Genomic DNA, 24,643 nt, shown 5'->3' with positions numbered 1-24,643 from the left:
CTGAAACGTCCAAGGAGGCTGGGATGACGAAAACATCCACCAACACGTCACGATCGCGGATCGACGACGACACCACGACCCTGCGCGCCCGCGCAATCGAAGCCCGCGCGGCCGCGGAGGCCGCACTCGCTGCCGCCGAGCGCGCCGCGAAAGCGGCAGAACCACGTCCGCCGGACGATTCCCCAGACCCGGCTGCCGACGAGCAGCCGCAGCGTCCGGCAAGACGGCGTGGTGCATTGCGCGGGCGCCGGGGTACAACGATCTACCGCGCCGCGGTCGCGTTCCTCATTGTGACCTCCCTCGCCGGATCCGCCTCCGGTATCAAGGCATGGTGGGATCACCGCGAGGTCGAACAACGCGATTCGGCGGACCAGGCCCTGATGCATTTCGCCGAAGACGCAGTTGTGCAGCTTATCTCGACGAGCAAAGACGATCCCGACGCCTACGTCCAACGCATCCTCGACAACGCAGCCGGCCAGTGGCACGACGACTTCGACGCCCGCAAACAGACCGTCCTCGACACCATGAAAGCAGCGGGCAACGTCACCGTCGGCCATGCCGTCGAATCCGGCATCGAGCGACGAAATGACGACGGCAGCACCACTGTTCTGGTGGCCGCGTCGGCGGACGGCAACGTACCGCTCGCCGGACCCGGTTCCGCTGACCCCGCCACTGGAGCGGCGGGAGATCAGGCCCAGCCGTCGGGCGGTGATCCCGGTATGACGGCGACGATCGAGCCACAGGAGTACCAGCTGCGCGTGGACGTTGTCGACGTCGACGGGCAACTCAAATTGTCGAAGGTGGGATTCGTCCAATGACGACACTGAACATCGATACCCAGGTGAAAGAAGAGAACGCAGAACCCGAGCGCGACAGCGCGGGGGAGCAGGGAGCATCTCTTGTGCGCCGCGCCCGGGCACTGGCAGTCGACATGTGCCCACCCCTCGCCGCGGCGGCATCTGCAGGGGTGCTGTCCCAAATTCTGGCGGGGCAGGTATGGGCCGTCCTGTGTTGGGGCATCGTGGCCGTGTCCGGGCTCTTCATCGTCGCCAACAGCATCAACTGCCAGGGCCGCACCGGGCGAACCGCCGGCAAGTACCTCGAGGGCCTCCGCACTGTATCCACCACCGCGGGAGCTCCGATCGGCATCGTCCGTGCAACGATCCGGGTAGGGTGCCTGCCCGTCGACGGGATCTTGTTCCTCATCGGGCGGTTCTGGCCCCTCCATCGGGGACAGCGACGCACATACGCCGACAACATCGCCGGATCAGTGGTCAGGACCTCCGATACGGAGGGGCCGACCCATGGTCGGCGCCGACTCGGCATGACCGCCGCAGCGATGATCCCGCTCGGTGCAATCCTCGTCCTCGTCCTCGTCCAATTCTTCGTCCAACGCGCCGGCGACCAGGACGTCGTGGCAGCGCACGGGTCCGTGACGCAGGTCGCTTCCGACGGCGCCGTAGCGCTGTTGTCGTACAAGCCCGACACCGTCGATCAGGATCTGGATGCCGCACGCGGCGTGCTGACCGGCGATTTCCTCGAAACATACACAAAGCTGGCGAAAGATGTGGTCGCGCCGACGGCAAAAGACAAGCAGGTAACGATGCAGGCGTCCGCAGCAGGCTCTGCGGTCGAATCGGTGTCCGCAGACCAAGCATCGGTTCTCGTCTACATCAATCAGAGCACCACGACGGCAAGCAGTCCCGAAACGACGCAGTCACAGAATGCAATTCGGGTCGGACTCACCCGCGTCGACGAGACCTGGTTGATCAGCCGATTCGAGCCGTTGTTCTGACCAATACTGCAGCGGATAGTGGCCACCGCTGCGTAGCACCAACTCCCTAGGCCGTGAGAGTGAGGAAAACAATGGGTGTCGAGGTAGCGGTCACCAATCTGACGAAGTCTTTCGGATCGCAGAAGATTTGGCAGGACGTGTCGCTGACGCTTCCGCCCGGCGAGGTCAGCGCGCTGCTGGGCCCGTCGGGTACCGGTAAGTCGGTGTTCCTGAAGTCGCTGATCGGTCTGCTCCGCCCGGAGCAAGGATCGATCGTGATCGACGGTACCGACATCCTGGAGTGTTCGACCAAGGAGCTCTACGAGATCCGCAAGCTGTTCGGCGTGCTGTTCCAGGACGGTGCCCTGTTCGGGTCGATGAACCTCTACGACAACGTGGCGTTCCCGCTGCGCGAGCACACCAAGAAGAGCGAGTCCGAGATCCGCAAGATCGTCATGGAAAAGCTCGAACTGACCGGACTGATCGGCGCCGAAACGAAACTGCCCGGCGAAATCTCCGGAGGCATGCGCAAGCGCGCCGGCCTGGCACGGGCCCTCGTACTGGACCCGCAGATCATCCTGGTCGACGAGCCGGACTCCGGCCTGGACCCGGTCCGCACCACCTACATCTCGCAGACCTTGATCGACATCAACGCCGAGATCGATGCGACGATCCTGATCGTCTCGCACAACATCAACCTCGCCCGCACAGTGCCGGACAACATCGGTATGCTCTTCCGCCGCCAACTGGTGATGTTCGGGCCCCGTGAGGTGCTGCTCACCAGCGAGGAGCCGGTGGTCAAGCAGTTCCTCAACGGCACCATGATCGGCCCGATCGGCATGTCCGAGGAGAAGGACGACGCGCAGATGGCCGCAGAGCAGGCCATGGTCGACGCCGGTCACCACGCCGGTGGTGTCGACGACGTCGAGGGCATCGTCCCGCAGATGAAGGCCACCCCCGGCATGCCATTCCGCCAAGCCGTCGCCCGCAGGCAAGAAAGGGTGCGCGAGATCATGGACACCTTGCCCTTCAGTGCCCAGCTCGCGATCCAGGAGAGCTTCGAATCAACGGCACTGACCGAAGAATTTCCGGCCGTCATCACGGACGAGATGTACGCGGTCGACTAGCGCGGCCGACCCCGACCAACCCACGAAAGAAGAGAGATCAGATGATCATCGACCTGGTTGACCCGATCCAGAACCTCGTCACCGCGATTGCATGGTTACTCGTTCGAGGTCACCTCCCTCCATTGTAAAAACGGCGACAGCCCAGATCGACGGACGAGCGACACAGGCAGGACCGATGGCTTCACGGCGACGAGTACCGTCAGCAATAGTCGACGAGGCAACAGCGGTACTCGACGAACCGGATTGGCGATATGTGGCGCAACCAGCATTGTCACCCATTCTCCGCGGAGCCCTGGACGCCTTCCACGAAAACGGGTTTCGCGGAACGACGGTGCGAGAGATATCTCAACGCGCAGGCGTGACGATGCCCACGCTGTACTACTATCACGGGAACAAGGAAGGCATCTTCACAGCTCTGCTCGAGTGTGCGACCAAGGACGTCCTCTCCCGCGCGTACGCCGCGCGGGACGAGGGCGGGGACAAGCCGGAGGTCCGACTGCCCTATGTGGTCGAATCGATACTCCTCGGAACCCTCGTCGACCCCCGGATGATGGCGTTGGAGCCGGATATTCGGTTCCTCAGCGCACCGAATCGCGACCGCTTCGAGCGTGTGCGAACGGGGATCGAACATCTGCTCCTCGGGATCGTGCGAGAGGGCGCAGGCGCGGGCTATTCACCGTCGCGGATCCCGTGCTCACCACAAGGGCATTGCTCGACATGTGTGATGCCATTCCCGGCTGGTATGTCGAGTGTCCGCCCAAACCCCATGCCGTCGCGCAGAAATATGGTGCCATTGCATTGAACGCGGTGGGCTATCGGGCGGACACCTAGATCGGGGCTCCTCCAGTACGTCCGAAGCGCCGATCACACTTCAATAGAACGTGATTCATGCCGGGTCGGTGAACGTGGGGGCGCGCCCTGAGACGCCCGCAGCGACAGCGGCGACCTGGTTTGGTGTACCCAACAGTCCCAATTGAAGCCTGGACTCCAGGGCCAGCGCATCCGCTGTGTCCCCGCCACTCCAGGTCTCATCGTAAAGCCGCTTGGCCGCCCGGATCGCGTCCGGCGACTTCGCGGCGATCTCATCAGCCAATTCGAGTGCTGCGCTGAGCGGGTCCTCCGCCGTGCGAGTGACCAACCCCAACGAACTCGCCTCCAAGCCCGAGACGATACGTCCGGTGAAAGTGAGTTCCTTCGCCACGTCGATGCGCATGACACGTGGTAGGGACTGAGTGATAGCCATGTCCGGCACCAGTCCCCACTTGACCTCCATGAGGGACAACCGGGCGTCGGGCGCAGCGATGCGAATGTCGGCGCCGAGCGCGATCTGCATACCGCCACCGAAGCAGCTTCCCGTGATCGCGGCAATCACGGGCACAGGAACTCCCGACCAGTCATACGCCGCGCGCTGGGCGAAATTAGCAAGTCGCCCATCCTCCCGGACGAACAAGGCATCGATACCTCCCGCTGAATCAGCAAGAAAACTCGAAATATCCAAACCCGAACAAAAACTGCGCCCCTCGCCGTGAAGCACAACCGCTCTCACCGTGCGCTCCGTCGCGAGGCGATCCGCGGCCTCGAGCAACCCCTCGAACATAGCCTTGTCCAACGCATTGTGCTTGTCGGCACGGACCATCGTGACAATCGCTACACCGCTGTCGCTCACACTGAGACGAATTCGTTTATCACTCATGGTGGTTGACTCTAACTCCAGGACTGCTCTACCCGAAAGCCGCCGGCGAGTGACGCATTCCTCGATCCTCAATTCTCGTCCCTCCCGATCGCCGGCATTGGGCCTTCCCCCGGTGACCGACGCCTACCCCCAAAGTGTGATTCCCGTACCCCCCTGGGGAGATGTGCGACATCGCCTGGCGGACCTAGCCTCAAAGGACCGTTGGCCAACACCGGCCAGGCGGTGACGGTTCGTACAAAGATGTTGGACTAGGAGCAGCTATGGGGCGCATGCCACCCGAGGTCATGCAGCATGAACTCGACATGATCTGGCAGAGTATCTTCACCTGGCTGAGTTGGGCCATAGTCGCCATTATGCTGGCCATTGCCTTCCGAATGTGCGTCCGGCAGCGGACTCCCTTCTATCTGCTGGCCTGTCTGGCGGCCGGTATCGCGGCCTTCGCCGAACCGCTCTACGATGTAGCTTTTGACCTCTGGTTTTACGATGTCCACAACGGCGAGCCGGGAGCGATGTACTCCCACTTCACTGCATTCGGGGTCGTTCAGCCGAACTGGTCGCATAGCGGCTACATCATCCTGTACGCGAGCGCCTGCCTCTATGCGGGCCGCCGCATGTACGAGGGGAGCCTGCGGCGTAAGCATCTGTTCCTGATCTGGATTGCCGAGATCATCACCTCATGCGTATTCGAGGTCATCGGCACTGGTACGAATGTCTATACCTACTACGGGCCGTACGAATTGCGGATCTGGAACTATCCGTTGGTCATCGGCGTACTCGAGGGAACCCAGGTGGTGCTGTTTACTGTACTGGCGGTGCAGCTCTGGCGGCGGGTGTCCACCGCGTGGGGCCTCATCGGTCTCTTAGCGGTCTTCCCCGTCACAATGTTCGGTGCGAACTTCGGCCTCGGTGCACCAATCATCATCGCGCTACATCTCGACGAGTCCGAATTCTCTAGCGGAATAGTCTGGGCAGCAACCTTACTTACTATGACGCTGTGCACTTTGGCGGTGAACGGCGCGAGCAAGTTTCTTCCTCGGCCGTTTGCTACGCCCGAGCCGGACGGCGCGCCGGCTCCGAAGGCAGACGCGGTCGCGGCCGCCTGAATGCGGGGAAGGGGAACCACATCGACCCAGGACAGCGTCTGCGAAGCCGTCCTCCTCGAACGTCGGCCGTAGCGTCGCCAGGGTCTCCAAGATAGTGCCGGACTGGGAGTGCTCGTCGACCTCGATCTTCTTCCGAGCGGTGCCCCCGTGCCTGATCTCCTCGAAGAACGCGGGCCCGCGGCGCTGGGACTCGTCCTGCTGCTGGCCTCGCGCCGTACTTGCGGGATCGCGGCGCTCGGTCCGCACACCGGGTTGGATTGGCCGGGTTCAACGGGCCCATCCTCTCCTGCGGGGCGATGGGTGCGGGTCCACTCGGTGGCGCGGAGGATTGTGCGCGATGCCGCCGCCCGCCTCGGTCACGTTACCTGCTTGGGTGCGCCGTTATCCGGCGCCGGACTGGCCGGCGACCGCTCAGATTGTCGCCAGTTCGCGGCTCACCGGAGTAGCAGTTTGGCGATACTGTTAGCGGCGTACGTTGTGGCGGAGGCTATTTCATTCACTCGGCTTTCGATGCGTCGGCTGGGCCCGCCGATGGCCAGGCATGCCGCGAGACTGTCACCTACTACGATGCGTGCGGCGACGGCGCTGAGGTCGGGGAAGGTGTCGCCGTGGTTGAAGGCCACGCCGGTGGCCCGGGCTTCGAGGATTTCGGCGCGCAGAACCTCTCGCTTCGCAGGGTGAATGTGCTCGTCGATGTAGCGGTCGATTTGCTCGTCGTCGAGCTCGGCGAGGTAGAGCTTCTCGGTGGACGACGGGTGGTCGCTGGGAGGGCGAACCCGTGGCGGTGAATATCTCACAACTTGATTGGACTCCACATTGTGCAGGTAGATGAGGGTACCTCCGACCACGCGGCCCAACATGACCGTTTCGTCGAACTGTCGCAGAAGGTCCTCCATGAAGGGCTGCGCGATCGGCACGATCGACGGCCTGTCGACAGCGGCGAGGGCGCCGATGGACGGGCCGGTGCGGTAGCGCGACCCGTCGTATGTGAGATAGCCGCGGAAGACCAGTGCCTTGAGCAGTGGGTGGAGCGATGACTTGGCGGCCCCCATTTGGTGTGCCAGCTCGCCCAGAGTAATTCCGTCCTTGGACCCGGCCGCGAGTTCCAGCGCATGCAGCGCTCGGGAGACTGCTCGGTGTCCCTCGCTGTCAGCCATGTCCGACCCTTCCGCGCCATCCTTTTCCGCCAGTGGTGACGGCGAGTTTATCGTCCCCCGGCGGCCGCGATCTCCCCGGCACCGCGGCTGGCGTCGGAGGTCGCCACGATTCCGCGGCGGAGGAGATCGTCGATCCTATCGTCGTCGTGGCCGAGCTCGGCGAGCAACTGTCGCGAATGTTCCCCGAGGGCGGGTACCGGGCGCGCCGGGTACTCCTTGCCGCGCTCGGTGATCACCTGGCGCAGGGTCGGCACAGGCCCGACGGGCGTGGGTGTTTCGATCCATCGGCCCCGCTCCATCAACTGCGGGTGTTTGGCCACCACCGCGAGATCGTTGACGCGGGCGCAGGCGATCCCGATCCGGTCGAGCAGCTCGGTGAGTCCGGCGGCGGTGAATCCGCGGCACGTGTCGGCGACGAGTGCGTCGACCTCGTCGCGGCGCCCTGCCCGGGCCACGTTGGTGGCGTACCGCGGGTCGGAGACCAGCTCCAGGCGACCGATCACGTGTTCGGCGAAGCGCGCCCACTCGCGGTCGTTCTGGATGCCGATGACCACCGGGGTGTCTTGTGTGGCGTACTCGCCGTAGGGCACGAGGGAGGGATGGCCGAGGCTGATCCGCTCGGCCGGCCTGCCGTGGTGCTGGGCGTAGTAGATGTGGTTGGCGATGAAGTCGGTCATCGCGTCGATCATCGCGACGTCGACCACGGTTCCTTGCCCGGTCCGCTCGCGTTGGAACAGGCCCATCATCGCCGCCGAGGTCATGTACATACCGCTGGCGACGTCGGCGGCCGAGAAGCCGGGTTTGACCATCAGGTCCTTGGTGCCGGTGACGGCTACGGCTCCGGACTCCGCCTGCACCAGTGCGTCGTAGGCACGCTTGCCTGCGTAGGGTCCTGGTGTGCCGTACCCGGAGTTGGACACGACGATCAGGCGTGGGTTGCGGCGGGTCAGCTCGTCGGCGCCCAGCCCGAGCCGCTCGACGGCCCCGGGACTCATGTTTTGCATGAACAGGTCGGCGGACTCGAGCAACTCCAGCATGATCTGGCGGCCCTCGGGCGATTTGAGGTCGAGGGCCAGTGATTCCTTGCCGCGGCCCGTCCACAGGAACACACTGGACATCTCGCCGGCCACGGCGGCGTCATATCCGCGGGCGAAGTCGCCACCGTCGATTCGCTCGACCTTGATCACCCGCGCCCCGAGATCGGCGAGCTGCCGGGTGGCGATGGGCACGGCGACGGCATGCTCGAGTGCGACGACGGTGACGCCCGCCAGCGGTAGATTCTCGTGCGTCGCCTGTGTGGTGGGCATGGTTGCAGTGGAATCAGTCTGTGTCATTGGGTTGCCTTCTCGGGTTGGCGGTCGGTTTCGTGTCGGGTACGGCGACCGCGCACGGAACGCACGGCCATGATCGCCATGAACGCGACGGCGAGGGCCAGCATGGTGCCGGAGATCGGTCGGGTGACGAAGACGGTGACGTCGCCGCCGCTGATGAGCAGCGTCTGGCGAATGGCGGGCTCGAGCAGCACTCCGAGAACGAAGGCGAGCACCAGCGGGCCGGGCTCGAAGCCGAGCTTGCGCATGGCGTACCCGAGGACACCGAAGACGAGCACCACCCACAGGTCGAAGATGCTGTTGTTGATGCTGAAGACCCCGAGCATGGTGACCACGACGGCGAGGGCGACGAGGATCGCGACGCGCACGTCGAGAATGCGGATGAATACCCGCACCAGTGGCAGATTCAGCACCAGCAGAATCACGTTGCCGACGACCATCGAGGCGATGACTCCCCAGAAGATGTCGGGGTGCTCGTTCATCAGCTGAGGCCCGGGGGGTGACGCCCTGAATGAGCAACGCGCCCAGGATCAGTGCGAGCACCGGGTTCGGTGGCAGGCCCAGGGTGAGCAGCGGGATGAAGGACGACTGCGAACCCGCGTTGTTGGCGGTCTCCGGGCCGGCGACGCCCTCGATGGCGCCGCGGCCGAAGCGTTCCGGATTCTTCGACCGCCGCTTCTCCGTCGCGTACGAGGCGAGCGAGGCCACCATGCCACCGCCACCGGGCACCAGCCCGAGAACGAACCCGATCAGGCTGCCGCGGGCGATCGGTCCGCGGGACTGACGGAGCTCGGCTCGCGACGGGAGCACATGTCCGACACGGGCGACGGTGCCGGCTGGCTGACGCGAGTGCTCGAGGGTGTACAACAGCTCGCCGAGCCCGAAGAGTCCCATGGCGACCGCGACGAAGTCCAGTCCGTTGAGCAACTCGAGGCTGCCGAACGTGAAGCGCGCACTGCCCTCGATCGAATCCTGCCCTACGGTGGCCAGCAGCAGCCCGCAGAAGGCCATCAACAGGGCCGCCGCGAATCGCCGTGACGCGAGATACGCCGCCAACACAATGCCCAAAAGCGCCACGACGGCGAACTCGGGCGGCCCGAACTTCAGCGCGAAGGAGGCCAGGACCGGCGCCAGCAGGACCAGGCCGACGACGGCGACCAGGCCGCCGACGAAGGACCCGATTGCGGCGATGCCGAGGGCTGGCCCGGCCCGCCCTTGGCGGGCCATCTGGTAGCCGTCGAATGTCGTCACCACGGACGCCGCCTCACCGGGGAGGCGGAGCAGCACGGAGGTGATCGTGCCGCCGTACATCGAACCGTAATAGATACCCGCTAGCAGGATTACGGCCGTCGCGGGTTCGAGGCTGTAGGTGAGTGGCAGCAGGAGCGCGATCGTTGCCGTGGGACCGAGGCCCGGGATCACGCCGATGACCATGCCCGCCAGTACGCCCAGCAGCACAAAAAGTAGATTCGTTGGTGTCAGCGTCGTCTCGACGCCGGTGATAATGCCGGAGAAATCCACGAGTCTTACCTTCCGGGGGCCAGCGGCCCGATTGGGAACGGTACGCCGAGCAATTCGACGAAGACGATCTGCAGTGCGACTACCCCCAGTGCCGCGGTGACCAGCGTGAGGCGCCAGGACTCACCGAAGAGACGGAGCCACACCACGAGTAGCACGAAAGCCGGCACGGGCATGCCCACCAGCGGGAGCATCACTACGAAGAATGCGACGGAGGCGATGGCGGTAGCCACCCGAGCGAGGTCGCTGAGCATGGCTTTCTCGCAGCGCTCGACCCCGGTAATGCACAACCAGGCGCTCGTCACGAGCACGCCCACCGAGGTGAGCAGGGGCCAAGCTCCGGGGCCCGGCTCGGTCAGGTCACCGAGCCCGAGACGCACCGATTCGATTGTCGCCAATATGCCGAGAACGGTCAGGACCGCGGGGGTGAGGCGTCTATTCTCCACAGCCCTCACGTTCTTCTCGGCGGACTCCTCGACAACTAGCATGTCGCTCATTTCTGGATCGCCTCTCGCCATTGGATTTCGGCCGAGTTGATCTCTGCGCGAACCTTTTCGGGTCCTGGGTCGTCGTCACGCACGAATTCCTCTCCCAGCACGTCGGCGGTCTTCGGGTCTTTCAGGCACGATCCCATGGCCTGCGCCAAGGTCGTTTTCACCTCACCGTCGATTCCGGCTGGAGCGAGCAGGGTGACGTTGACTGTCGAGTCGGGTAGGTCGCCGTATCCCAACTCGGTGAATGTCGGGACTTCGGGCAGGAATTCGAGTCGCTCTTCGGCCCCCGTGACCAGGGCTCGCAGATTTCCCGATTCGATCTGCTTGAGCAGTGTCGGCGACGTACTCAGGTAGGCGCTGTCGACGTTTCCGCCCAGCACCGCGGCCGCGGACTGGTCGTTGCTGACGAAGGGGACGTTGGTAAAACGAGGCCCCCCGGCCTCGGTGACACCGTTGATAGCGAGCGCAAAGATGCCCATCGAGCCTGGCATGGCGACCGAGAATTTACCGTCCTTCCGCTGGGCTGCTTCCAGCACCTCCTGCCCGTTGCGATACGGGCTGTCGCCCTTCACCACAAGAACCGAGGGTGCAAGAGTGATACCGGAAATCGGGTCGAAGCTGGATCCGTCGTACTGAGCGCCATCGGTAACCAGCGGTACCAGTGCTGCGGTCGACAACGACACCACCGAGAGTGTGTATCCGTCCGGCTCCGCTCGGGCGACCCTCGTCATCCCGATCGCTCCGCCACCACCGTCCTGGTTCTCGACGATGAAAGTTCCACCCAGCTCGTTCTCCATGCATTTCGCCGCGACACGGGCGGTGGTGTCAGAGATTCCGCCGGCGGCGAACGGCGTGATGATCCGCACTGTCCCGGACGGGTAGTAGCCAGCGGTGGACTTCGGCATCTCGGCGCATCCGACGGTCGCCATTCCGGCAGCGACAAGGAGTGCGGTTATTCGGGGAATCCGAGCCATCAGCATCACGTTCCTATATACGAATGCTGCATACCCATATTAGAATGGACGATAGGCGCCGACGGGGGTGATGTCAATCACAATCGTTGCGCTGTGCGATTCTTCGAGCCGCCATCGAGTGACCTAGACGGCATTCGCACTGTTCGACAGCGGTGCCGCACACGACCTGGGCGAGTGGAGGATTCTCAGCGGCCAGGCGTCAACCGGGCGATCGCGTCGAACACTCTCTTGTGGCGCCACGGGGTCCCGCGCGGCCGCGCAGGCCCAGCTCGAGGCCGTATGCAGCGTCGACGCGCCGGGGCGAGCAAATCTGATCCGGGAGTATGCGGCGTGCGCTTGCGCTCGGATCGGCCGAGTGCCACGAACGTCCTGGTTAGTGAAACGCGGACCATCGAGACGGTTGCGACCACGGCGCACGACGTTGGTTTCCGCCGGTATTAGCTCTAGCTCGGAGTCGGCAAGGAGAGATGCTCTTACTTCCTCGGCTGCCTTGCCGGATCACGATCGTCCGCGAAGTTCACCTCACGTGCGTGTGGCGAAATACCTTCCAGATCCGCCGTACGTCGACTTCGATAGGGCGGTACTGGGCCACGTCGGCGTCCATGAACAGTGGGAGGCGTTGCGCGGCTACTAATCCGGGGTTGCTGAGGTCATCTGTTCGTCAGTGTTGCGAGCCGGGACGGATCCGGGGCGGTTGAATGGCTAATCCTTTCGGTCGTACCATTTGAGCAGTAATATGATTTCCATGCGTATAGCGGCGTGGCTCGTCTGTCTTGCCATGGTGACGTTCTTGAGCGCTGGCTGGGTTGCGGTCGCTCCTGCGGTGGCCGACATCCCGGCACCATCCGAGGATCCGTTCTACCAAGCTCCGGCCGGCTACGAGTCGCAGCCTGACGGGACGATTCTGCGGTCGCGCCCGGTGACCGCGGCGGCGCTGAGTGTGCCGCTCCCGGTCGATTCGTGGCAGCTGCTGTACAAGTCGCTCGACTCCCACCGAGAACCTGCGTCCGACGTCGCCACGGTGCTGGTCCCGAGAACACCGTGGACGGGCGAGGGCCCCAGACCCCTCGTTTCCTATCAGACGGCGGAGGACAGTCTCGGATCTCGGTGCGCCCCGTCGTATGCGCTCACGGCGGGCCTGGGGGCCGTGACGTCGAACGCGGCGTCCGAGACGCTGATGATCGCCACCCTACTGTCCCGGGGGTGGGCGGTCGTCACCGCGGACTACGAGGGCCCGGAGTCCGAGTTCCTGGCCGGACCGCAGTCGGGCTACGCGGTTCTCGACGGGGTCCGCGCCGCTCGGCATTTCGAGCCGGCCGGACTCGACGTGAACGCGCCTACGGGTGTGTGGGGATACTCCGGTGGCGCCTTCGCCACGGCGTGGGCCGCCGGACTTCAGCAGTCCCACGCTCCCGAGCTGGGCCTGAGCGGAATTGCACTGGGCGGGTTACCTGCCGACCTCGAGGCGACCATGCGGAACGTCGACGGCGGGTACGGTTTCGGACTCACCTTCGGCGGAGTCACCGGGATCGATCGCGCGTACCCCGAGAAGGGGCTGAGCGAGCTCTTCACCACTGAGGGCCGAGCGGCCATGCACGCGAGCAGCGCCGCGTGCACCGTCGATCTGATCGCGACCTACGCGTTTCGGTCGTTACACGACTACACGATCGACCCTCGGCCGTTCGATCTTCCCCCGCTGCGCGAGGCTCTCGCCGAGAACAGCCCGACCGCAACAGGAACCAGCGCACCGGTCTACAGCTATCACGCGGAAGCAGACGAACTGGTGCCCGTCGCGGTCCACGACGAGTTCGTCCGTCAGTCCTGTGCCGCGGGCAATACGTTACAGGTGGTGCGACCTCCCGGCGGAAGTCACAACACTACGTTGATCTCCGGCGCGCAGGGCGCGATCGACTTCCTCGCAGCACGATTCACCGATGCGCCTGCCGTCGACGACTGCCGATGAGGGCAGTCAGCGGAGCTAGGACACAGACGGGCGGCGGAACTCGACGGACTCACGGACTTTCTTACTTGCTGATCGCGACGAGGTGGGGGGGTTCACCAGGTTGTCAGCGTGGTGACTAGGTCCAAACGGCTTCTGTCACCCATGCTGGTGGGCAACCCATCTCGGATTCGGACCGGTTCATCGCGGCGAGCCCGGTCTGGATGTGCTGAGTGATCGCCGTCGTCCAGTTTGAGCGGGGATCGACGTGGTCGAGCAGATAGGCGAGCACTGCCAGCGAGGCGTACACACGCTTCGTGGTCGCTGGTGACGCCGCATGCTGCAGATCAGGGATCGCGGACAGGTGCCGGCCGGAGACCTGGACGTCGATGTTCCGGTTCCATAGCCGTGAATGGTGTGCACAGGTATTGCGGATGTAGTTGAGGTTCTTCATCCAGCTCACCAGGGCTGCACCGTGGCCGGCGCCGGAGTTGTCTCTCAGGTCGAAGCTCGCGGCGATGTCGTCGCGATCCTTTTGCATGAGTCCTTCGTAGAGGCGCGAGAGACCGCCGAAGTCGAGGATCTCGGTGACCACCCACACCGGGAGCGGGCCGCCGTACTTGCGTTTGAAGTGCGTGACGAACTCTTCCTTCGATCGCCCCTGGTCCTGCCCGACCTTGCGCAGCCACTTCGCGTGCGGACCGTCGAGCCACTCGGCATGGGCTGGCGGGCGCGACGGATCCGCAACACCGACAAACTCGGGGCCCAGGACGGTGGGGTCGGTGTGCGCGAACGCACCATGCCGACCGAGGGTGTGACCGACCCGCACCCTCATCACGACCTCTATACGCTCGATCGCGTCGAGAACCAACAGCTTCAGTACTCGATCGAACTCGTACAGATCGAGAACCTGCTGAAACGACGTCCCGGCCTGGAATCGGTCCTCGATCACCGGGGCACCGGCGGTCGATCGACTACGAACACGAAATGGGTACCAGTAGCCGCTGAGCCGGTAGTACCCGACCGTGTCCAACCACTGCTCCGCGGCCGCGGGGTCGACGATCGTCATTCCCCGCGATTCCAGCAGCTGCCGCTGCTGGGGAATGGTCTTGAACGGTTTGCCGTAGGCGGGCTGGCTCATGAGGATAAAGAAAACCAGCCTCCCCCTCGAATGAGCGGAAGGCTGGCCGTGTTGGCATCAACTGTACCGGAACCGGTCGACAAACTGTGTAAACGGCGCCACACCGGCCATGCTGCCCGCCATGCAGGGCCCTACGACTTCGTCTGACGGGTCTAGAACGGTGTCGATAACGACGCAGATTGTCGTCGCAGGCCAGCGCTGCGACCACCGTGGTGTGTCGGAACCACATCCTGAGGGGTGGCGTGGTTGCGCAACGACAGCTTGAAGCCGGTGGCGCCCGGCACGCCTATGATCGGGTGGAAACCGCAGACAGTGCCGATGGGGACACCGTGACCTTCGCCACTCGTCCGGTAACACTGACTTCGTTCCCTCCTTCGTGTGCGGTTCCGGCACGTGTGCACCACGCGATCAACGCCTTAGCAGGTCGCGGATCGTCGGCGTCGACGACTAAGCCATTGCCCCTTACCGCCACTCCAACGTCAGTCCCGATGGTCGTCGAGTCCCTAGTAGTACGCGCAGTTGTGACGCTTGTCGACCCCCGAGCATCAGTTACTGGACCTGGTCGGCCGGGAGCATGGTCGGGATCTTCGACGATGTCTCCGGCACTGCTGGGGACTGCACAGTCGCCGGAATCAGTGTCACGATCAAGTTCGTCACCGCGGTCCGCTCACAGGGTGCGGTGTTCGCCACACCGGCGGTCTCCCGCGGCTACGCGTCGTTGACATTCGTTGTGGCGCCGAGTGTCTAGGCGGACGCAACCAGCCGACTGGGGGCGCGTCGGCCGGTAGTCGCCCGCATGATCTTGGCATTGGTCGTGTCTGGATGGCGTGATATCAGCTTTCACCCAAATACTTTTCGGGTCTTCGTTTTCGTGATCTGGCATTGCGCAGCGGTAGGGTTGCTGCATGCGTGATATGGACGTTCGAGTTGCATTGCACAATCGACTCGCTTCTGTGCATGGTGAGGAACTCAATGACACGCTAATCCTGGACGAACTCGGGCTTTGCGGTGAAGTTCGTGTCGATGTGGCGGTTGTCAACGGTGCCCTCTCTGGTTTCGAGCTGAAAAGCGCTCGGGATAATCTGCGCCGACTGCATCATCAGGTTGAAATCTATTCGCAGGTATTGGATTACGCAGTCCTGGTTGTCGCGGACAACCACTTGAATGCAGCGAAAGGCATCGTTCCGCGTTGGTGGGGCCTGACCGTGGCCACATCACGGAAGGGCGAAGTTGAGTTAGACGAGATTGTCGAGCCGCGAATGAATCGGGGCGTGGACCCGATGTCGCTTGCTCAGCTACTTTGGCGCGAGGAGGCGCTCGAAGAGTTGACTATTCGTGGCTGTGACCGCGGTGTCAGGTCGAAGCCTCGGTGGGCCGTATGGACGCGACTCACCGAGGTAACCGACGTTGATGAACTGAGAGCGGTGGTGCGGAGTCGACTTAAGGCGCGCCCGTCCTGGCGAGACGATCGATAACAACCGAAATGTGGTGCGACGTCGACCAAGCCTTCCACTCGGTCCCGCCGCCAGGTCCACCTCGCTCACTAGCAAGCCGGTGATATTCGCGGTCACCCCAGCTGAAGGTCTCCTTTGACAGAATTCCTGGTTTTTGATTGCGCAACATCGTTGCGATCGGGAAGATAGTCCGATTTCCCAACTTGGGGTCGACCTTCGACTTGATGACGAACCACTGGTCATCGCTTGTGTACCGGATGTTCGGGGCGGACTGATGCTTCACCGGGGGGCCCGGCACCGGGTATGACGTGACGTAGTCGCCGTAGGTTGGAAGCCGCGGTGGTTCGGAAGCGATAACCCGACTCCAGAGCTCGGCGTCGTACCGGGGGAACGAGGCGGGTTCGTTTGGCTTCGCACTCGCCAACGATTGGGGGAATGCACCAGCAAGCATCACCAGAGAGCGCCAATCGTGCACGTGTGGCAATGCGCCGATCACGGCGGGGACGAAGCCCGCGAACGCGATGAGAGAATTTCCATCGACGAACCCGAGATCCAGGATGAGATCGACCTGGCCGGGCGACAAGTCGAGTGCTTCCAGAGCGTTCGTCAGGTCGGACGCCAGGAAGCCAGTGTTGCCGAAGTCGTCCCCGTGGAGGCGAATGCAGACCCCGTTCCCGTCAAGAGCTGCAATTTTGCGGACCGATGCGATGAAGTCTGCTGAAGAACCGGTCCGAAGGGTCGGAACGGCGGCCGCATCGGCGCGCAGGCGGTCGTGCAGATTCTCGACTGCTTGAGTTCCACTCAGCTCGATGCCGTCTGTCATCGTCGCGTCGACAATGACGAAGTTCGTCGCGTCGTAGTCCTTGCACAGCCGAGGTACGAGTTTGTTGAATTCTGCGCCGACTGTGGAAGGCGTCGCACCCTCCTGAATCGCGAGTTCAAGGATGGGGACCATGCGTCTTCGCTCGGCGGTCCGAGTGTTCTCGAGCGCGTCGAGCTCCCCCCTCTTGGCCTTCAGGGCTGGGAAATAGATGACATCAGCGGGCAACGGCGACACATTTTCCTCCTGGGTGTGGTCATCCATGTTGATGGCCACGAGCGCTCGACCGATCCGAGCAGCTGCCAAAAACCGGGTGTACGGTCTAGTTGTCAAACGAATCAATACCAGATAGACGGCAAGTTACAGATAACTCGCCCATTGCTGGGACCGTGCAGCGCATCGATGCCCCGGCTCGTTCAGTAGCCCGTCTAGGGTGGTGATCCCTAACACAAGTTATGGAGAGTTATGTGTCGCAACCCGATAAGTGTCAATAAATCTCTATAGTCGCCGCATGCTGCCCGAACTCAACCCGTTCACCCCCGGGTCAGGTCTGAAACCTCCAGCCCTCAAGGGACGCGAAGCGGAGATCGAGATCTTCGATCGCATCGTCGCGCGAAGCAAGACCCGAAAGTATGACCGCGGCATGGTGTTGTCAGGTCTACGAGGTGTCGGGAAGACGGCGCTGCTCAACCACCTCGCGGAGAACGCCGAACGGCATGGCTGGCTCGTTATCCGAATCGAGGGTAGACCGGACAACTCCGGGGTTGCCACAGTCCGAAAGAAACTGGGAAGGGAGCTGGCGCAGGGATTACGTCGATTCAGCCGTCGACACCATACCCAGCATGCAATCGACACGCTCGTCACACTTGCCAGTCGATTTACCCTGTCGGTAGGAATTGCCGGTGCGAAAGTCGACCTCAGTATGGATGACGACCGGGCAGCGAGCGGCGACATCGAGGTCGACCTTGAAGAACTTGTAGAGGACGTTTGTGAGGCAGTGCGCAAAAAGAATTCCGCATTCGGTCTGTTCATCGATGAGATGCAAGACCTTGACGCGGAACTCTTGGCCGCCCTTCTCGCGGTTCAGCATCGCGCGGGTCAGCACGGATGGCCCTTCTTCGTGATCGGAGCAGGACTGCCGAACCTGTCCGCCAAACTTGCGGGTACGCGCTCATATTCCGAAAGGTTATTCGACTACCGTGTGATCGGCCCGCTTGCGGAAGACGCTGCACGGGAAGCGCTGGACGTCCCGGTCACGAGGCACGGATGTGCGTTCGAAGTGGACGCGTTGGACATCCTCGTTGCGGCTAGCGCTGGATATCCCTATTTCATCCAGGTATTCGGCAAAGAGATCTGGAATCTCGCCGAGGAGACAAAGTTTACCGAGACAGACGCCCATGAGGCTGTCGAGCTTGGCAGGCTCGCGTTAGATAGCGGGTTCTTTCCATCGCGGTGGGAACGAGCGAGTCCGGGTGAGCGCGACTATCTCCGAGCGATCGCCGCGACCGGAGAAGACAATCCTCGCACCGGAGAACTTGCCGGCCGACTCGGAGTCCAGGTCAATGCTCTGAGCGGGGTGCGCGACACCGCCATCAAGAAGGGGCTCATCTGGTCTCCCGAATACGGTCGAGTTGCTTTTACGGTGCCGGGCATGGCGGACTTCATTCGGCGCCAGCCTATTTGATGATCCGATCCGGAAGCCGCGTTCGGGTGCTCCTCAGGTACTCGTAGAGAGTGGATGGCAGTTCGAAGTGAAGAACCGTCAGCACTCGACTGAAGCTGGGGGACTTCTGGCTTTCGAAAGTAGGGCTGTCGCGCATACTCTCCACGCGAGCCTGGGCAGGCCGGCGGATGAGAATGTTGACGGAACCCTCGGGCACGCGCTGTGCGGGTGGGGATCATGCACTCGTCGAAATAGAAACTTACGCTCGAGACGTAAGTTTCGTCGATTCTGAAGCACGAGGAGCCGGACACGGTGATGGATCGAGTTCCTGAACCGTGCGTGGCCCAGGCGGCGTCAGCGTTGCTCGGTCTCCACATCGCGGTCACCGCGGGAAGGAGACCCACGGGAAAAGTCGAGATCAAGTGCTGGCGTTAGTGCATCTGCAATTGCCACACCGGCGATGTCCTGGATGCAACGTCGGGCGACGTTAAGCATGTACCGATGTTCCTCGGTGAATAGGTGATCGAATGCCTGGGCTTGATGGGCCGTCCCGCCAACCAGTGCCTCAAATACCGCCAACTCGGTGGTCTGCAGCATGTGCCGGGCAACGGCGGGGTTCGCGCGGAACTTCTCAACCAGGTCGATGTATCGAGGCGCCCAGTCCGGCGGAGTGGTGACACTGTCCGTGAGCGAGGGGAAGTCGATACTCAGACGCTTTGCTCCGACCTCCTGGTACGCGGCGTGAATCTTCTCAAGGTTGTAGCGGACCAGTTCATCGGCACTGGCAAGAATGGACAAGACTTGATCGTCGTCAGGGTTTCCGGTGACCAGCGCACGTCTTGTCCGTTCAAGCAGTTCTGCTGCCGACATCTCGTCGAGCTTGCCGGCATCTGCAAGTGCCGCCGCGGTCAGCGCGATGAGTGCGTGACCGGCCAGAATCACGCGCGTTGGGTTCGGCAGCGCGCCTCCTTTGTCGACTGCGCGACCCAGAGACGCGATGGCTTGCAGGATCAGGTGGGGTGTAGAGCGCAACGCATCGAACCGGAGGAATGCGACCAGGTGAGACGGGATGTAGCCCAAGCCTTTCAATTGTGTGTCGGTGCGTAGCTCAGCGGCGGCGCACTCTGCGCCATCGATGTGACCGAATCGCTCGGGCAGCCAGGCGTGAGCTGCCTCGCGACCGGCAAGGGTGGGGACGTCTAGGGTTCGCAGACCGAGTGTCCGGGCGAGGCCGCGGCCGCGGCGAGAGACTGTTTGACGGACGAGAACAGCTCGCTCGAAACCGAGAAACCGTTGGAGTCCTGCGAGCCAAAGGAGCCGGTCAGGCTCGCCAGATTGACCCTTGCCGCTCTTGCACTCGAGTATCGAGCGGGAGATCCGCAGACGCCCGTCGACGTCGACCGCGAGGACGTCGATGTCGGTGAGAACTTCACGTCCGGAGTCCGCCTCAACGCGGATTGGCGTGCGTAACCTGACCAGAGCACCGTCGTTGAACTCGGTACGGCCGACTCGCCGCTCGAGGTCCGCGCCCGAGTCCGTACTTCGACCGACCTTTTGCATTCTAGCCTGTTTGCTGGACTGGTTGTGGCCGCGGCTGCGTCCGGTTTCGTGAGCCGTCGACGCCGGGGCGGCAAGGCGTTCAGCTGGCTGGGGGGGGGCCTAGCTGAATCGGGCGGACCGTCCGTACGCGCCGCGTTTGCGTCGCGCGTACCGACATTGGCAGCTTCGGCGCCCTCGGATTCGGGGGTGGTCTGTGCCGTTGAGTCCAGGTCCTGCTCGCCGGTCTGGTTGGATTTCTGTTCGGGCACTTGGCCTGTCTGGGCCGACTGGGTAGGGGTGATCGTACTTTCGGCGGCGGCCTGGTTGCTGTCGTTGAAAGGCAGCTCGTCCTCAGACACCGAAGGCACCGCCTGAAGTTACGTCGCGCAGCGCAGCAATGAGTCGCGCTGACTCGCGGTCGTCAGTTTCTGCCGCGGAAGCCACCTTGGCCCGTTCTCGCTCGACGTGACTGTAGGTCCTCTGGTTGCCTAAGCTCTGGAGACTGCCGGCTTCGCCGCGGTGCTGGGACCCACGGTCGTCGATGATCGACAGTGCGGACTCGGCGATGTCGGATTGGAGCAGGACCATCCTGTAGTTGCCGCGGCCGCCGGGCACGACTTGGATTGTGCCTGCGGTCTCGAGCATCGGATAGTCGGTCCCGATGTTCGGTACGTTTCCGGCTTCGCCGTCGCGAATGAGCGAGTACAAGAAACCTCCTGGGTTACGCAGTTTCCAAGAGGCGAACGTGGAGGCGTAGATCATGCTGCCGACCAACTGTCGCACGTGCCCCGACGGATCTGCGGGTGTAGTGCCGAACGCGTCCCGCTTGAGATGTGGGCTGAAAAGGAAAGCCTCCTCGGACCCGTCCGAGGTCTGCACAATCGACCTCTCGACTAGACCCTGGGAAACGGCGAAGTCGATCCACTTCTGCTCGGTGGAGGTCACATGCTTCTGAGGAATACCTGGGCTGACGGCGACCTCTTCCAACAGTGCCCCAACCTCGGTGCTCGCACGGGCATCCTGTGCGCGAAGCGCGGCCGTGGTCGCCTGCTGGTCGTTGGTCCAGATATTCGGGTTAAAGACGACGGGTCGGTCGACCTCACGCTCGCTGCGGCGGACGAGGTTGACAGCCTCCAGATAACCCAGGGCTTTGGTGGCGCTCTCCTCATCCTGATTGACGGCCTCGATGGCGGACTCCACCGGGAGTGGCTGGCGACTTGTAACTCGAATGAGCTCAAGGGCCGCACGCTGGACAGGTGAGACGATCAGAATGTCTAGGAGCTTGGGAGCGTCGGCGATGAGGACCTCGTTCGGCGGGATCAGAGCCTCGACGCCGACTAGCTGGTGGTCGGCGTTGCGGCGACACTCGACCCAGCCCATTTGCTCCATCGTGGGAAGGACTTCGCGGTGAAGCTGGCGTGTCCCGATATGAGCCTCGATGGCGATTGCTTCGATGCGCCCGGAAGTGGAGACCTGCGAGTTTCGCAGTCGCCAGGCCAGCTCGTAGACCTGCCCGGCGAACTGCAACGAATCCAAGGCCGCGTGAGCAGACGAGACCCCATATACAGATAGGTGGCGGCCCAAGCCCAACAGAAGCTCAGCGTCGGAGAGCATCGAGAACCACCTTCTGGAGACGAGACAAGACGAGCTTGCCAGGATAGTCGAACGCATCTTGTACCACTGCGAATCCATATCCTCGCGAAGAGGGCGGCTCGGTTCCTGGGACGTACCCGCGGGCGTTGTACCGAGATATTGTCAATACCTGTGGATGAGTGAGTTTCAGGCGACCTCCGATCCGGCGTTGGCGGGCTCGGCAGGTGAGGTGTCGGGGGTGATGTCGGTGGGACGCTCGAGCAGCTTGCCCTTGTGGAACACGGCGCCGGCTCGGACGAGCGCGACCAGATGCGGAGCGTTGACCGCACGCCAGCGAGCCTGTGCGGCGTCGATCAGCTTGTAGGCCATGGCAAGTCCCGCCGCACGGGATCCGGGGCCCTTGGTGACTTTCGTCCTCAAACGCACCGTGGCGAAGGTAGATTCGATGGGATTTGTGGTGCGTAGATGCACCCAGTGCTCGGCCGGGTACTTGTAGAATTCGAGCAGCACATCCGTGTCGTCGGTGATCTTCTTCACCGCCTTCGGATACTTCGCGCCGTAGTCGAGTTCGAAGGCTTTGATCGCCACTTGCGCCTTGTCGATGTCCTCGGCGTTGTAGATTTCCTTCATCGCCGCGAGCGCCCCGGGATGTGCCGTCTTCGGTAGCGCAGCAAGTACATTGGCCTGCTTGTGGAACCAGCACCGCTGCTCCCGGGTTTCGGGGAACACCACCCGCAGCGCCCTCCAGAACCCAAGGGCACCGTCACCGACCGCGAGGACCGGGGCGGTCATGCCGCGGCGGCGGCAGTCCCGCAGCAGGTCAGCCCACGACTCGGTGGACTCGCGGTACCCGTCGGTGAGGGCGACGAGCTCCTTGCGTCCGTCCGCACGGACGCCGATCATCACCAGCAGGCACAGTTTGTCCTGCTCGAGGCCGCACCTTGAGGTGGATGCCGTCGACCCACACATAGACAAAGTCGGTGCCGGAGAGGTCCCGATCCTGGAAGGCCTTCGCCTCGTCCTGCCACTGCGTCGTCAACCGGGTAATCGAGGCCGCCGAGAGCCCGGCACCCGATCCGAGGAACTGCTCAGTGCCGGGCCGAAGTCGCTGGTGGAGAGCCCGTGCAGATACAGCAGCAGCAGCACCTCGTTCATCTGCGGGGACTTGCGCACCCAGGCCGGCAGGATCGCGGACGAAAATCGCTGTCGCTCGCCGGTGTCCGGGTCGACGCGCTTGTCGTTGACCCGCGGGGCCTTCACGTTGACCGCACCAGCGGCGGTCAGGACGTCGCGTTCGTGGTGGTAGCCGTTGCGCACCACCAGGCGGCGACCGTTCTCGTCGACCTGGTCAGCGAACTGTTCGATATAGGCGGCGACCTCCGCCTGCAGCGCGGCCGCGAGCATCTGCCGGGCACCGTCACGGACGATCTCGTCGAGCAACGACCGCCCGTCGTCGTCGTCGGAGCGGTCGTTGTCGTGTACTACCGTAAGCACGGGCGTACCTTCCCAACCAGCGTTGCAGCGCTGGCCTTGATCGAATACCTGTTTTCTTGCAGATCATCATCCGGGAAGGTGCGCCCTCCCCGATCCACAGGTATTGATCATTTCTCGTTGTACCCGCTGGGGGTGCTGAGAACCACCGATTTCGAGGGGCCTCACCGACTCCACCTCCCGGCCGCTGGAGGCTGCCGATGGTCTCTGTATGACCCGTCAGGGCGTGCTTAAGTTAAGGCCATCACGGGCGAGGTGCTGCCCTACCCGTCTCGCGGAGCCCGGGCCCCCCGGGGATCTCGGCGCTGCGGTGTTCAATGCGATCGAGTGGATGGACGGGGTAGAACCGCGGCCTGGGTGAGCGCTCTGACCTGGGGGAGGTGGTCACGTCCGCGGGATTGCACCGCGTTGAGTGGTGTGGATGAGGTGACATCGGCTGGGTTTGCGGATCTCGTTGGGCGTCATCACGGTTCTGCTGTTGGGGTTGTTCTGTTATCTGCCGGCGTTGGTGGCGTGGTTCATGATCGGGATGGAGCTGTTCTTCACCCCGGTTGAACCTGCTATTCAGGTTGTTCGGTGTCGAGGGCGTCGGTGATGCGGTGGTGGATCCAGGTTTCGAGGTTCTGGCCGGCGGTGCGGGCGGCGGCGTGGGCGCGGGTGTATTCGTCGTCGCTGAGTCGGATGGGGATGCGGTGTGCGGGGCCTGGGGTGGGCCTGTGGGCGAGTTCGCGTCTGAGGTGCTCACGCATCTTGCTGATGGGCAGGGATGCGAGGTCGGTGAGGATTTGAGCGCCAGTGGAGGCGGGGTCGTCGAGCAGGGCCAGGAGGAGGTGGTCGGTGCCGATTTCCTCGTGCCCGAGCAGGGCGGTCTGGCGCAGGCTGGCTTCGAGGACCTTCTTCGTCTTCGGGGTGAACGGGATGTGCCCCGCGGCCGGGGCGGAGCCCGCCGGTGCGCTGACGCCCCCGAGCTTGCTCTCGAGTGCCGGGGCGGTGACGCCCCATGAGGTCAGTGCTGCCGTTCCGGGGCCGCCGGCGTCGAAGATCTTGGGCGGGCAGGTGTTCGGTGCCGACGGAGTTCTGGTGGTGGGTGCGGGCGGCGCCGGCGGCGGGACGACCACTTGGCGGGCTTGTTCGGAGAATTTCTCGAACACCATGACGCGCTCCCTCCCCCTGCGTCGCCGCGGGCGACGCGATTCACTGCTGAATTCCCTGCTGCCCATTCTGGGTGGTGTGCAGCGGGTTGGGTGGGATCGACGCGACCTCGGCACTCGCGGCCGTAATTGTGCTGTGACCTGGTGTGATGACATGTCCCCGGTTTGTGATGTGGGGGCGCCGGTGACGTGTTCGGGGGAGTGCCGGCGCCGGGGGTGTCGGCAGGCGCGCGGGTGTCTGTTTCGTCCGGTTTTAAGCTGTTTTTGAAAGTTGTTGATTTACAATTTATTTGGGTAATCGATTGGTAAATAAGTATTTACGTGTGTTGTGCACAAAGGTCAGATTGTAATGTTCGAAATCTGTTGTCGATCAACGATTTTGGATGTTTTGGGATTTTCTACTGGTTTTGGGTTGTATGGGGGTGGGTGGTATGCTGTGGGTATGGCATGGAGGGGTGCGGGAAGGCGAGTGTGCGGCGGGTCGGGCGCATCCTCCCGCCCCCCAGCCTCGACCGAGGTGTGGGGGACCGGATCGAGCGGGACGCGTAAAAGTGCAGTTGAGAACCTAATCTCGGAAACTCAGAGGAGCGAAGCGACTCGATCGACAGCAACGGGAATCGACCCACTGCGAGCCGCGCAGCCTCCTGGTGGGGAGCAAACGACTCGCCCCCGTCTCCCGGC

General features: G+C 63.2%; 20 protein-coding genes and 2 pseudogenes. 10 read left to right on the top strand and 12 right to left on the bottom strand.

All coding sequences use genetic code 11. The features are described from left to right. Window positions 1–23 precede the first annotated feature (23 nt). The 4 genes from HYG77_RS31410 to HYG77_RS31395 all read left to right on the top strand — a co-directional run bounded on the left by HYG77_RS31410 (window position 24) and on the right by HYG77_RS31395 (window position 3,703). Window positions 24–818 carry a hypothetical protein gene (locus HYG77_RS31410; RefSeq protein ID WP_208963611.1) on the top strand — a complete coding sequence of 265 codons (795 nt, stop codon included), beginning with the start codon at window positions 24–26 and terminating at the stop codon, window positions 816–818. Continuing rightward, window positions 815–1,795 (top strand): RDD family protein, encoded by a 981-nt coding sequence (locus tag HYG77_RS31405; protein WP_208963610.1) that lies wholly within the window; start codon window positions 815–817, stop codon window positions 1,793–1,795. The genes HYG77_RS31410 and HYG77_RS31405 overlap by 4 nt, the downstream gene beginning before the upstream one ends. 71 nt (window positions 1,796–1,866) lie before the next feature. Continuing rightward, the gene (locus HYG77_RS31400) at window positions 1,867–2,901 is read left to right on the top strand and encodes an ABC transporter ATP-binding protein (RefSeq protein WP_005573104.1); all 1,035 of its coding nucleotides are present in this window, start codon (window positions 1,867–1,869) and stop codon (window positions 2,899–2,901) included. 175 nt (window positions 2,902–3,076) lie between these two features. Beyond that, entirely contained in the window at window positions 3,077–3,703 is a 627-nt protein-coding gene (locus HYG77_RS31395) for a TetR/AcrR family transcriptional regulator (protein WP_244461426.1), read from the top strand. Between the two features lie 84 nt (window positions 3,704–3,787). On the opposite strand, the gene HYG77_RS31390 is transcribed toward HYG77_RS31395, so the two are convergent. Continuing rightward, the gene (locus HYG77_RS31390; RefSeq protein ID WP_208964219.1) at window positions 3,788–4,594 is read right to left on the bottom strand and encodes a crotonase/enoyl-CoA hydratase family protein; all 807 of its coding nucleotides are present in this window, start codon (window positions 4,592–4,594) and stop codon (window positions 3,788–3,790) included. Window positions 4,595–4,854: 260 nt separating this feature from the next. Between HYG77_RS31390 and HYG77_RS31385 the strand changes: the two genes are divergently transcribed. Continuing rightward, on the top strand, window positions 4,855–5,697 hold the full coding sequence (locus tag HYG77_RS31385) for a hypothetical protein (RefSeq protein WP_208963609.1): 843 nt from the start codon (window positions 4,855–4,857) through the stop codon (window positions 5,695–5,697). 434 nt (window positions 5,698–6,131) lie between these two features. Here the strand turns inward: HYG77_RS31385 and HYG77_RS31380 are convergent, their stop codons facing one another. The 5 genes and pseudogenes from HYG77_RS31380 to HYG77_RS31360 all read right to left on the bottom strand — a co-directional run bounded on the left by HYG77_RS31380 (window position 6,132) and on the right by HYG77_RS31360 (window position 11,171). Continuing rightward, window positions 6,132–6,854: a helix-turn-helix domain-containing protein gene (locus HYG77_RS31380; RefSeq protein WP_208963608.1), complete on the bottom strand. Its 723-nt coding sequence runs from the start codon at window positions 6,852–6,854 to the stop codon at window positions 6,132–6,134. A gap of 47 nt (window positions 6,855–6,901) precedes the next feature. After that, window positions 6,902–8,161: a CaiB/BaiF CoA-transferase family protein gene (locus tag HYG77_RS31375; RefSeq protein WP_244461425.1), complete on the bottom strand. Its 1,260-nt coding sequence runs from the start codon at window positions 8,159–8,161 to the stop codon at window positions 6,902–6,904. 23 nt (window positions 8,162–8,184) lie between these two features. After that, window positions 8,185–9,706 (bottom strand): annotated as a pseudogene (locus tag HYG77_RS31370) (tripartite tricarboxylate transporter permease). A gap of 5 nt (window positions 9,707–9,711) precedes the next feature. Then, window positions 9,712–10,200: a tripartite tricarboxylate transporter TctB family protein gene (locus tag HYG77_RS31365; protein WP_208963606.1), complete on the bottom strand. Its 489-nt coding sequence runs from the start codon at window positions 10,198–10,200 to the stop codon at window positions 9,712–9,714. Beyond that, window positions 10,197–11,171 (bottom strand): tripartite tricarboxylate transporter substrate binding protein, encoded by a 975-nt coding sequence (locus HYG77_RS31360; RefSeq protein WP_244461424.1) that lies wholly within the window; start codon window positions 11,169–11,171, stop codon window positions 10,197–10,199. The genes HYG77_RS31365 and HYG77_RS31360 overlap by 4 nt, the downstream gene beginning before the upstream one ends. 745 nt (window positions 11,172–11,916) lie before the next feature. On the opposite strand from HYG77_RS31360, the gene HYG77_RS31355 reads away from it, so the two are divergent. After that, the gene (locus tag HYG77_RS31355) at window positions 11,917–13,134 is read left to right on the top strand and encodes a lipase family protein (protein ID WP_244461423.1); all 1,218 of its coding nucleotides are present in this window, start codon (window positions 11,917–11,919) and stop codon (window positions 13,132–13,134) included. Between the two features lie 115 nt (window positions 13,135–13,249). Here HYG77_RS31355 and HYG77_RS31350 read toward each other — a convergent pair whose 3' ends face one another. After that, entirely contained in the window at window positions 13,250–14,251 is a 1,002-nt protein-coding gene (locus HYG77_RS31350; RefSeq protein ID WP_169695300.1) for an Abi family protein, read from the bottom strand. A 574-nt stretch (window positions 14,252–14,825) separates the two neighbouring features. Between HYG77_RS31350 and HYG77_RS31345 the strand changes: the two genes are divergently transcribed. Both HYG77_RS31345 and HYG77_RS31340 read left to right on the top strand, forming a co-directional pair. Next, entirely contained in the window at window positions 14,826–14,999 is a 174-nt protein-coding gene (locus HYG77_RS31345) for a hypothetical protein (RefSeq protein WP_208963604.1), read from the top strand. Window positions 15,000–15,156: 157 nt separating this feature from the next. After that, window positions 15,157–15,726 carry a sce7726 family protein gene (locus HYG77_RS31340; RefSeq protein WP_208963603.1) on the top strand — a complete coding sequence of 190 codons (570 nt, stop codon included), beginning with the start codon at window positions 15,157–15,159 and terminating at the stop codon, window positions 15,724–15,726. Here HYG77_RS31340 and HYG77_RS31335 read toward each other — a convergent pair. After that, entirely contained in the window at window positions 15,692–16,801 is a 1,110-nt protein-coding gene (locus tag HYG77_RS31335) for a beta family protein (RefSeq protein WP_169695841.1), read from the bottom strand. The genes HYG77_RS31340 and HYG77_RS31335 overlap by 35 nt on opposite strands. A 235-nt stretch (window positions 16,802–17,036) precedes the next feature. On the opposite strand from HYG77_RS31335, the gene HYG77_RS31330 reads away from it, so the two are divergent. Beyond that, window positions 17,037–18,209 carry an ATP-binding protein gene (locus HYG77_RS31330; RefSeq protein WP_169695842.1) on the top strand — a complete coding sequence of 391 codons (1,173 nt, stop codon included), beginning with the start codon at window positions 17,037–17,039 and terminating at the stop codon, window positions 18,207–18,209. A 333-nt stretch (window positions 18,210–18,542) separates the two neighbouring features. Here the strand turns inward: HYG77_RS31330 and HYG77_RS31325 are convergent, their stop codons facing one another. Beyond that, window positions 18,543–19,268 (bottom strand): hypothetical protein, encoded by a 726-nt coding sequence (locus tag HYG77_RS31325; protein WP_208963602.1) that lies wholly within the window; start codon window positions 19,266–19,268, stop codon window positions 18,543–18,545. Window positions 19,269–19,523: 255 nt separating this feature from the next. On the opposite strand from HYG77_RS31325, the gene HYG77_RS40760 reads away from it, so the two are divergent. Continuing rightward, on the top strand, window positions 19,524–19,658 hold the full coding sequence (locus HYG77_RS40760) for a hypothetical protein (protein WP_280123326.1): 135 nt from the start codon (window positions 19,524–19,526) through the stop codon (window positions 19,656–19,658). 420 nt (window positions 19,659–20,078) lie between these two features. Here the strand turns inward: HYG77_RS40760 and HYG77_RS40030 are convergent, their stop codons facing one another. The 3 genes and pseudogenes from HYG77_RS40030 to HYG77_RS31310 form a co-directional block, all read right to left on the bottom strand. After that, window positions 20,079–21,341, bottom strand: coding sequence for a hypothetical protein (locus tag HYG77_RS40030; RefSeq protein ID WP_244461422.1), 1,263 nt, complete (start codon window positions 21,339–21,341; stop codon window positions 20,079–20,081). 165 nt (window positions 21,342–21,506) lie between these two features. Beyond that, a pseudogene (locus tag HYG77_RS31315) lies at window positions 21,507–22,814 on the bottom strand (IS256 family transposase). Between the two features lie 557 nt (window positions 22,815–23,371). Next, window positions 23,372–23,965, bottom strand: coding sequence for a Clp protease N-terminal domain-containing protein (locus HYG77_RS31310; protein ID WP_244461421.1), 594 nt, complete (start codon window positions 23,963–23,965; stop codon window positions 23,372–23,374). Window positions 23,966–24,643 lie beyond the last annotated feature (678 nt).

Origin of the sequence: Rhodococcus sp. ZPP (genome assembly GCF_017656075.1) — a bacterium.
GTDB lineage: Bacteria > Actinomycetota > Actinomycetes > Mycobacteriales > Mycobacteriaceae > Rhodococcus_F > Rhodococcus_F oxybenzonivorans.
The sequence above is the reverse complement of the archived record's forward strand: the minus strand, read 5'-3'. Positions and strand labels throughout refer to the sequence as shown.

Coding starts and splice junctions, on each gene's coding strand:
- HYG77_RS31330 (WP_169695842.1), top strand. CDS start 17,037: ATGCTGCCCGAACTCAACCCGTTCACCCCCGGGTCAGGTCTGAAACCT.
- HYG77_RS31375 (WP_244461425.1), bottom strand. CDS start 8,161: ATGCCCACCACACAGGCGACGCACGAGAATCTACCGCTGGCGGGCGTC.
- HYG77_RS31360 (WP_244461424.1), bottom strand. CDS start 11,171: ATGGCTCGGATTCCCCGAATAACCGCACTCCTTGTCGCTGCCGGAATG.
- HYG77_RS31340 (WP_208963603.1), top strand. CDS start 15,157: ATGCGTGATATGGACGTTCGAGTTGCATTGCACAATCGACTCGCTTCT.
- HYG77_RS31380 (WP_208963608.1), bottom strand. CDS start 6,854: ATGGCTGACAGCGAGGGACACCGAGCAGTCTCCCGAGCGCTGCATGCG.
- HYG77_RS31365 (WP_208963606.1), bottom strand. CDS start 10,200: ATGAGCGACATGCTAGTTGTCGAGGAGTCCGCCGAGAAGAACGTGAGG.
- HYG77_RS31395 (WP_244461426.1), top strand. CDS start 3,077: ATGGCTTCACGGCGACGAGTACCGTCAGCAATAGTCGACGAGGCAACA.
- HYG77_RS31355 (WP_244461423.1), top strand. CDS start 11,917: ATGCGTATAGCGGCGTGGCTCGTCTGTCTTGCCATGGTGACGTTCTTG.
- HYG77_RS31410 (WP_208963611.1), top strand. CDS start 24: ATGACGAAAACATCCACCAACACGTCACGATCGCGGATCGACGACGAC.
- HYG77_RS31345 (WP_208963604.1), top strand. CDS start 14,826: ATGGTCGGGATCTTCGACGATGTCTCCGGCACTGCTGGGGACTGCACA.
- HYG77_RS40030 (WP_244461422.1), bottom strand. CDS start 21,341: ATGCTCTCCGACGCTGAGCTTCTGTTGGGCTTGGGCCGCCACCTATCT.
- HYG77_RS31400 (WP_005573104.1), top strand. CDS start 1,867: ATGGGTGTCGAGGTAGCGGTCACCAATCTGACGAAGTCTTTCGGATCG.
- HYG77_RS31350 (WP_169695300.1), bottom strand. CDS start 14,251: ATGAGCCAGCCCGCCTACGGCAAACCGTTCAAGACCATTCCCCAGCAG.
- HYG77_RS31405 (WP_208963610.1), top strand. CDS start 815: ATGACGACACTGAACATCGATACCCAGGTGAAAGAAGAGAACGCAGAA.
- HYG77_RS31390 (WP_208964219.1), bottom strand. CDS start 4,594: ATGAGTGATAAACGAATTCGTCTCAGTGTGAGCGACAGCGGTGTAGCG.
- HYG77_RS31310 (WP_244461421.1), bottom strand. CDS start 23,965: ATGGTGTTCGAGAAATTCTCCGAACAAGCCCGCCAAGTGGTCGTCCCG.
- HYG77_RS31385 (WP_208963609.1), top strand. CDS start 4,855: ATGGGGCGCATGCCACCCGAGGTCATGCAGCATGAACTCGACATGATC.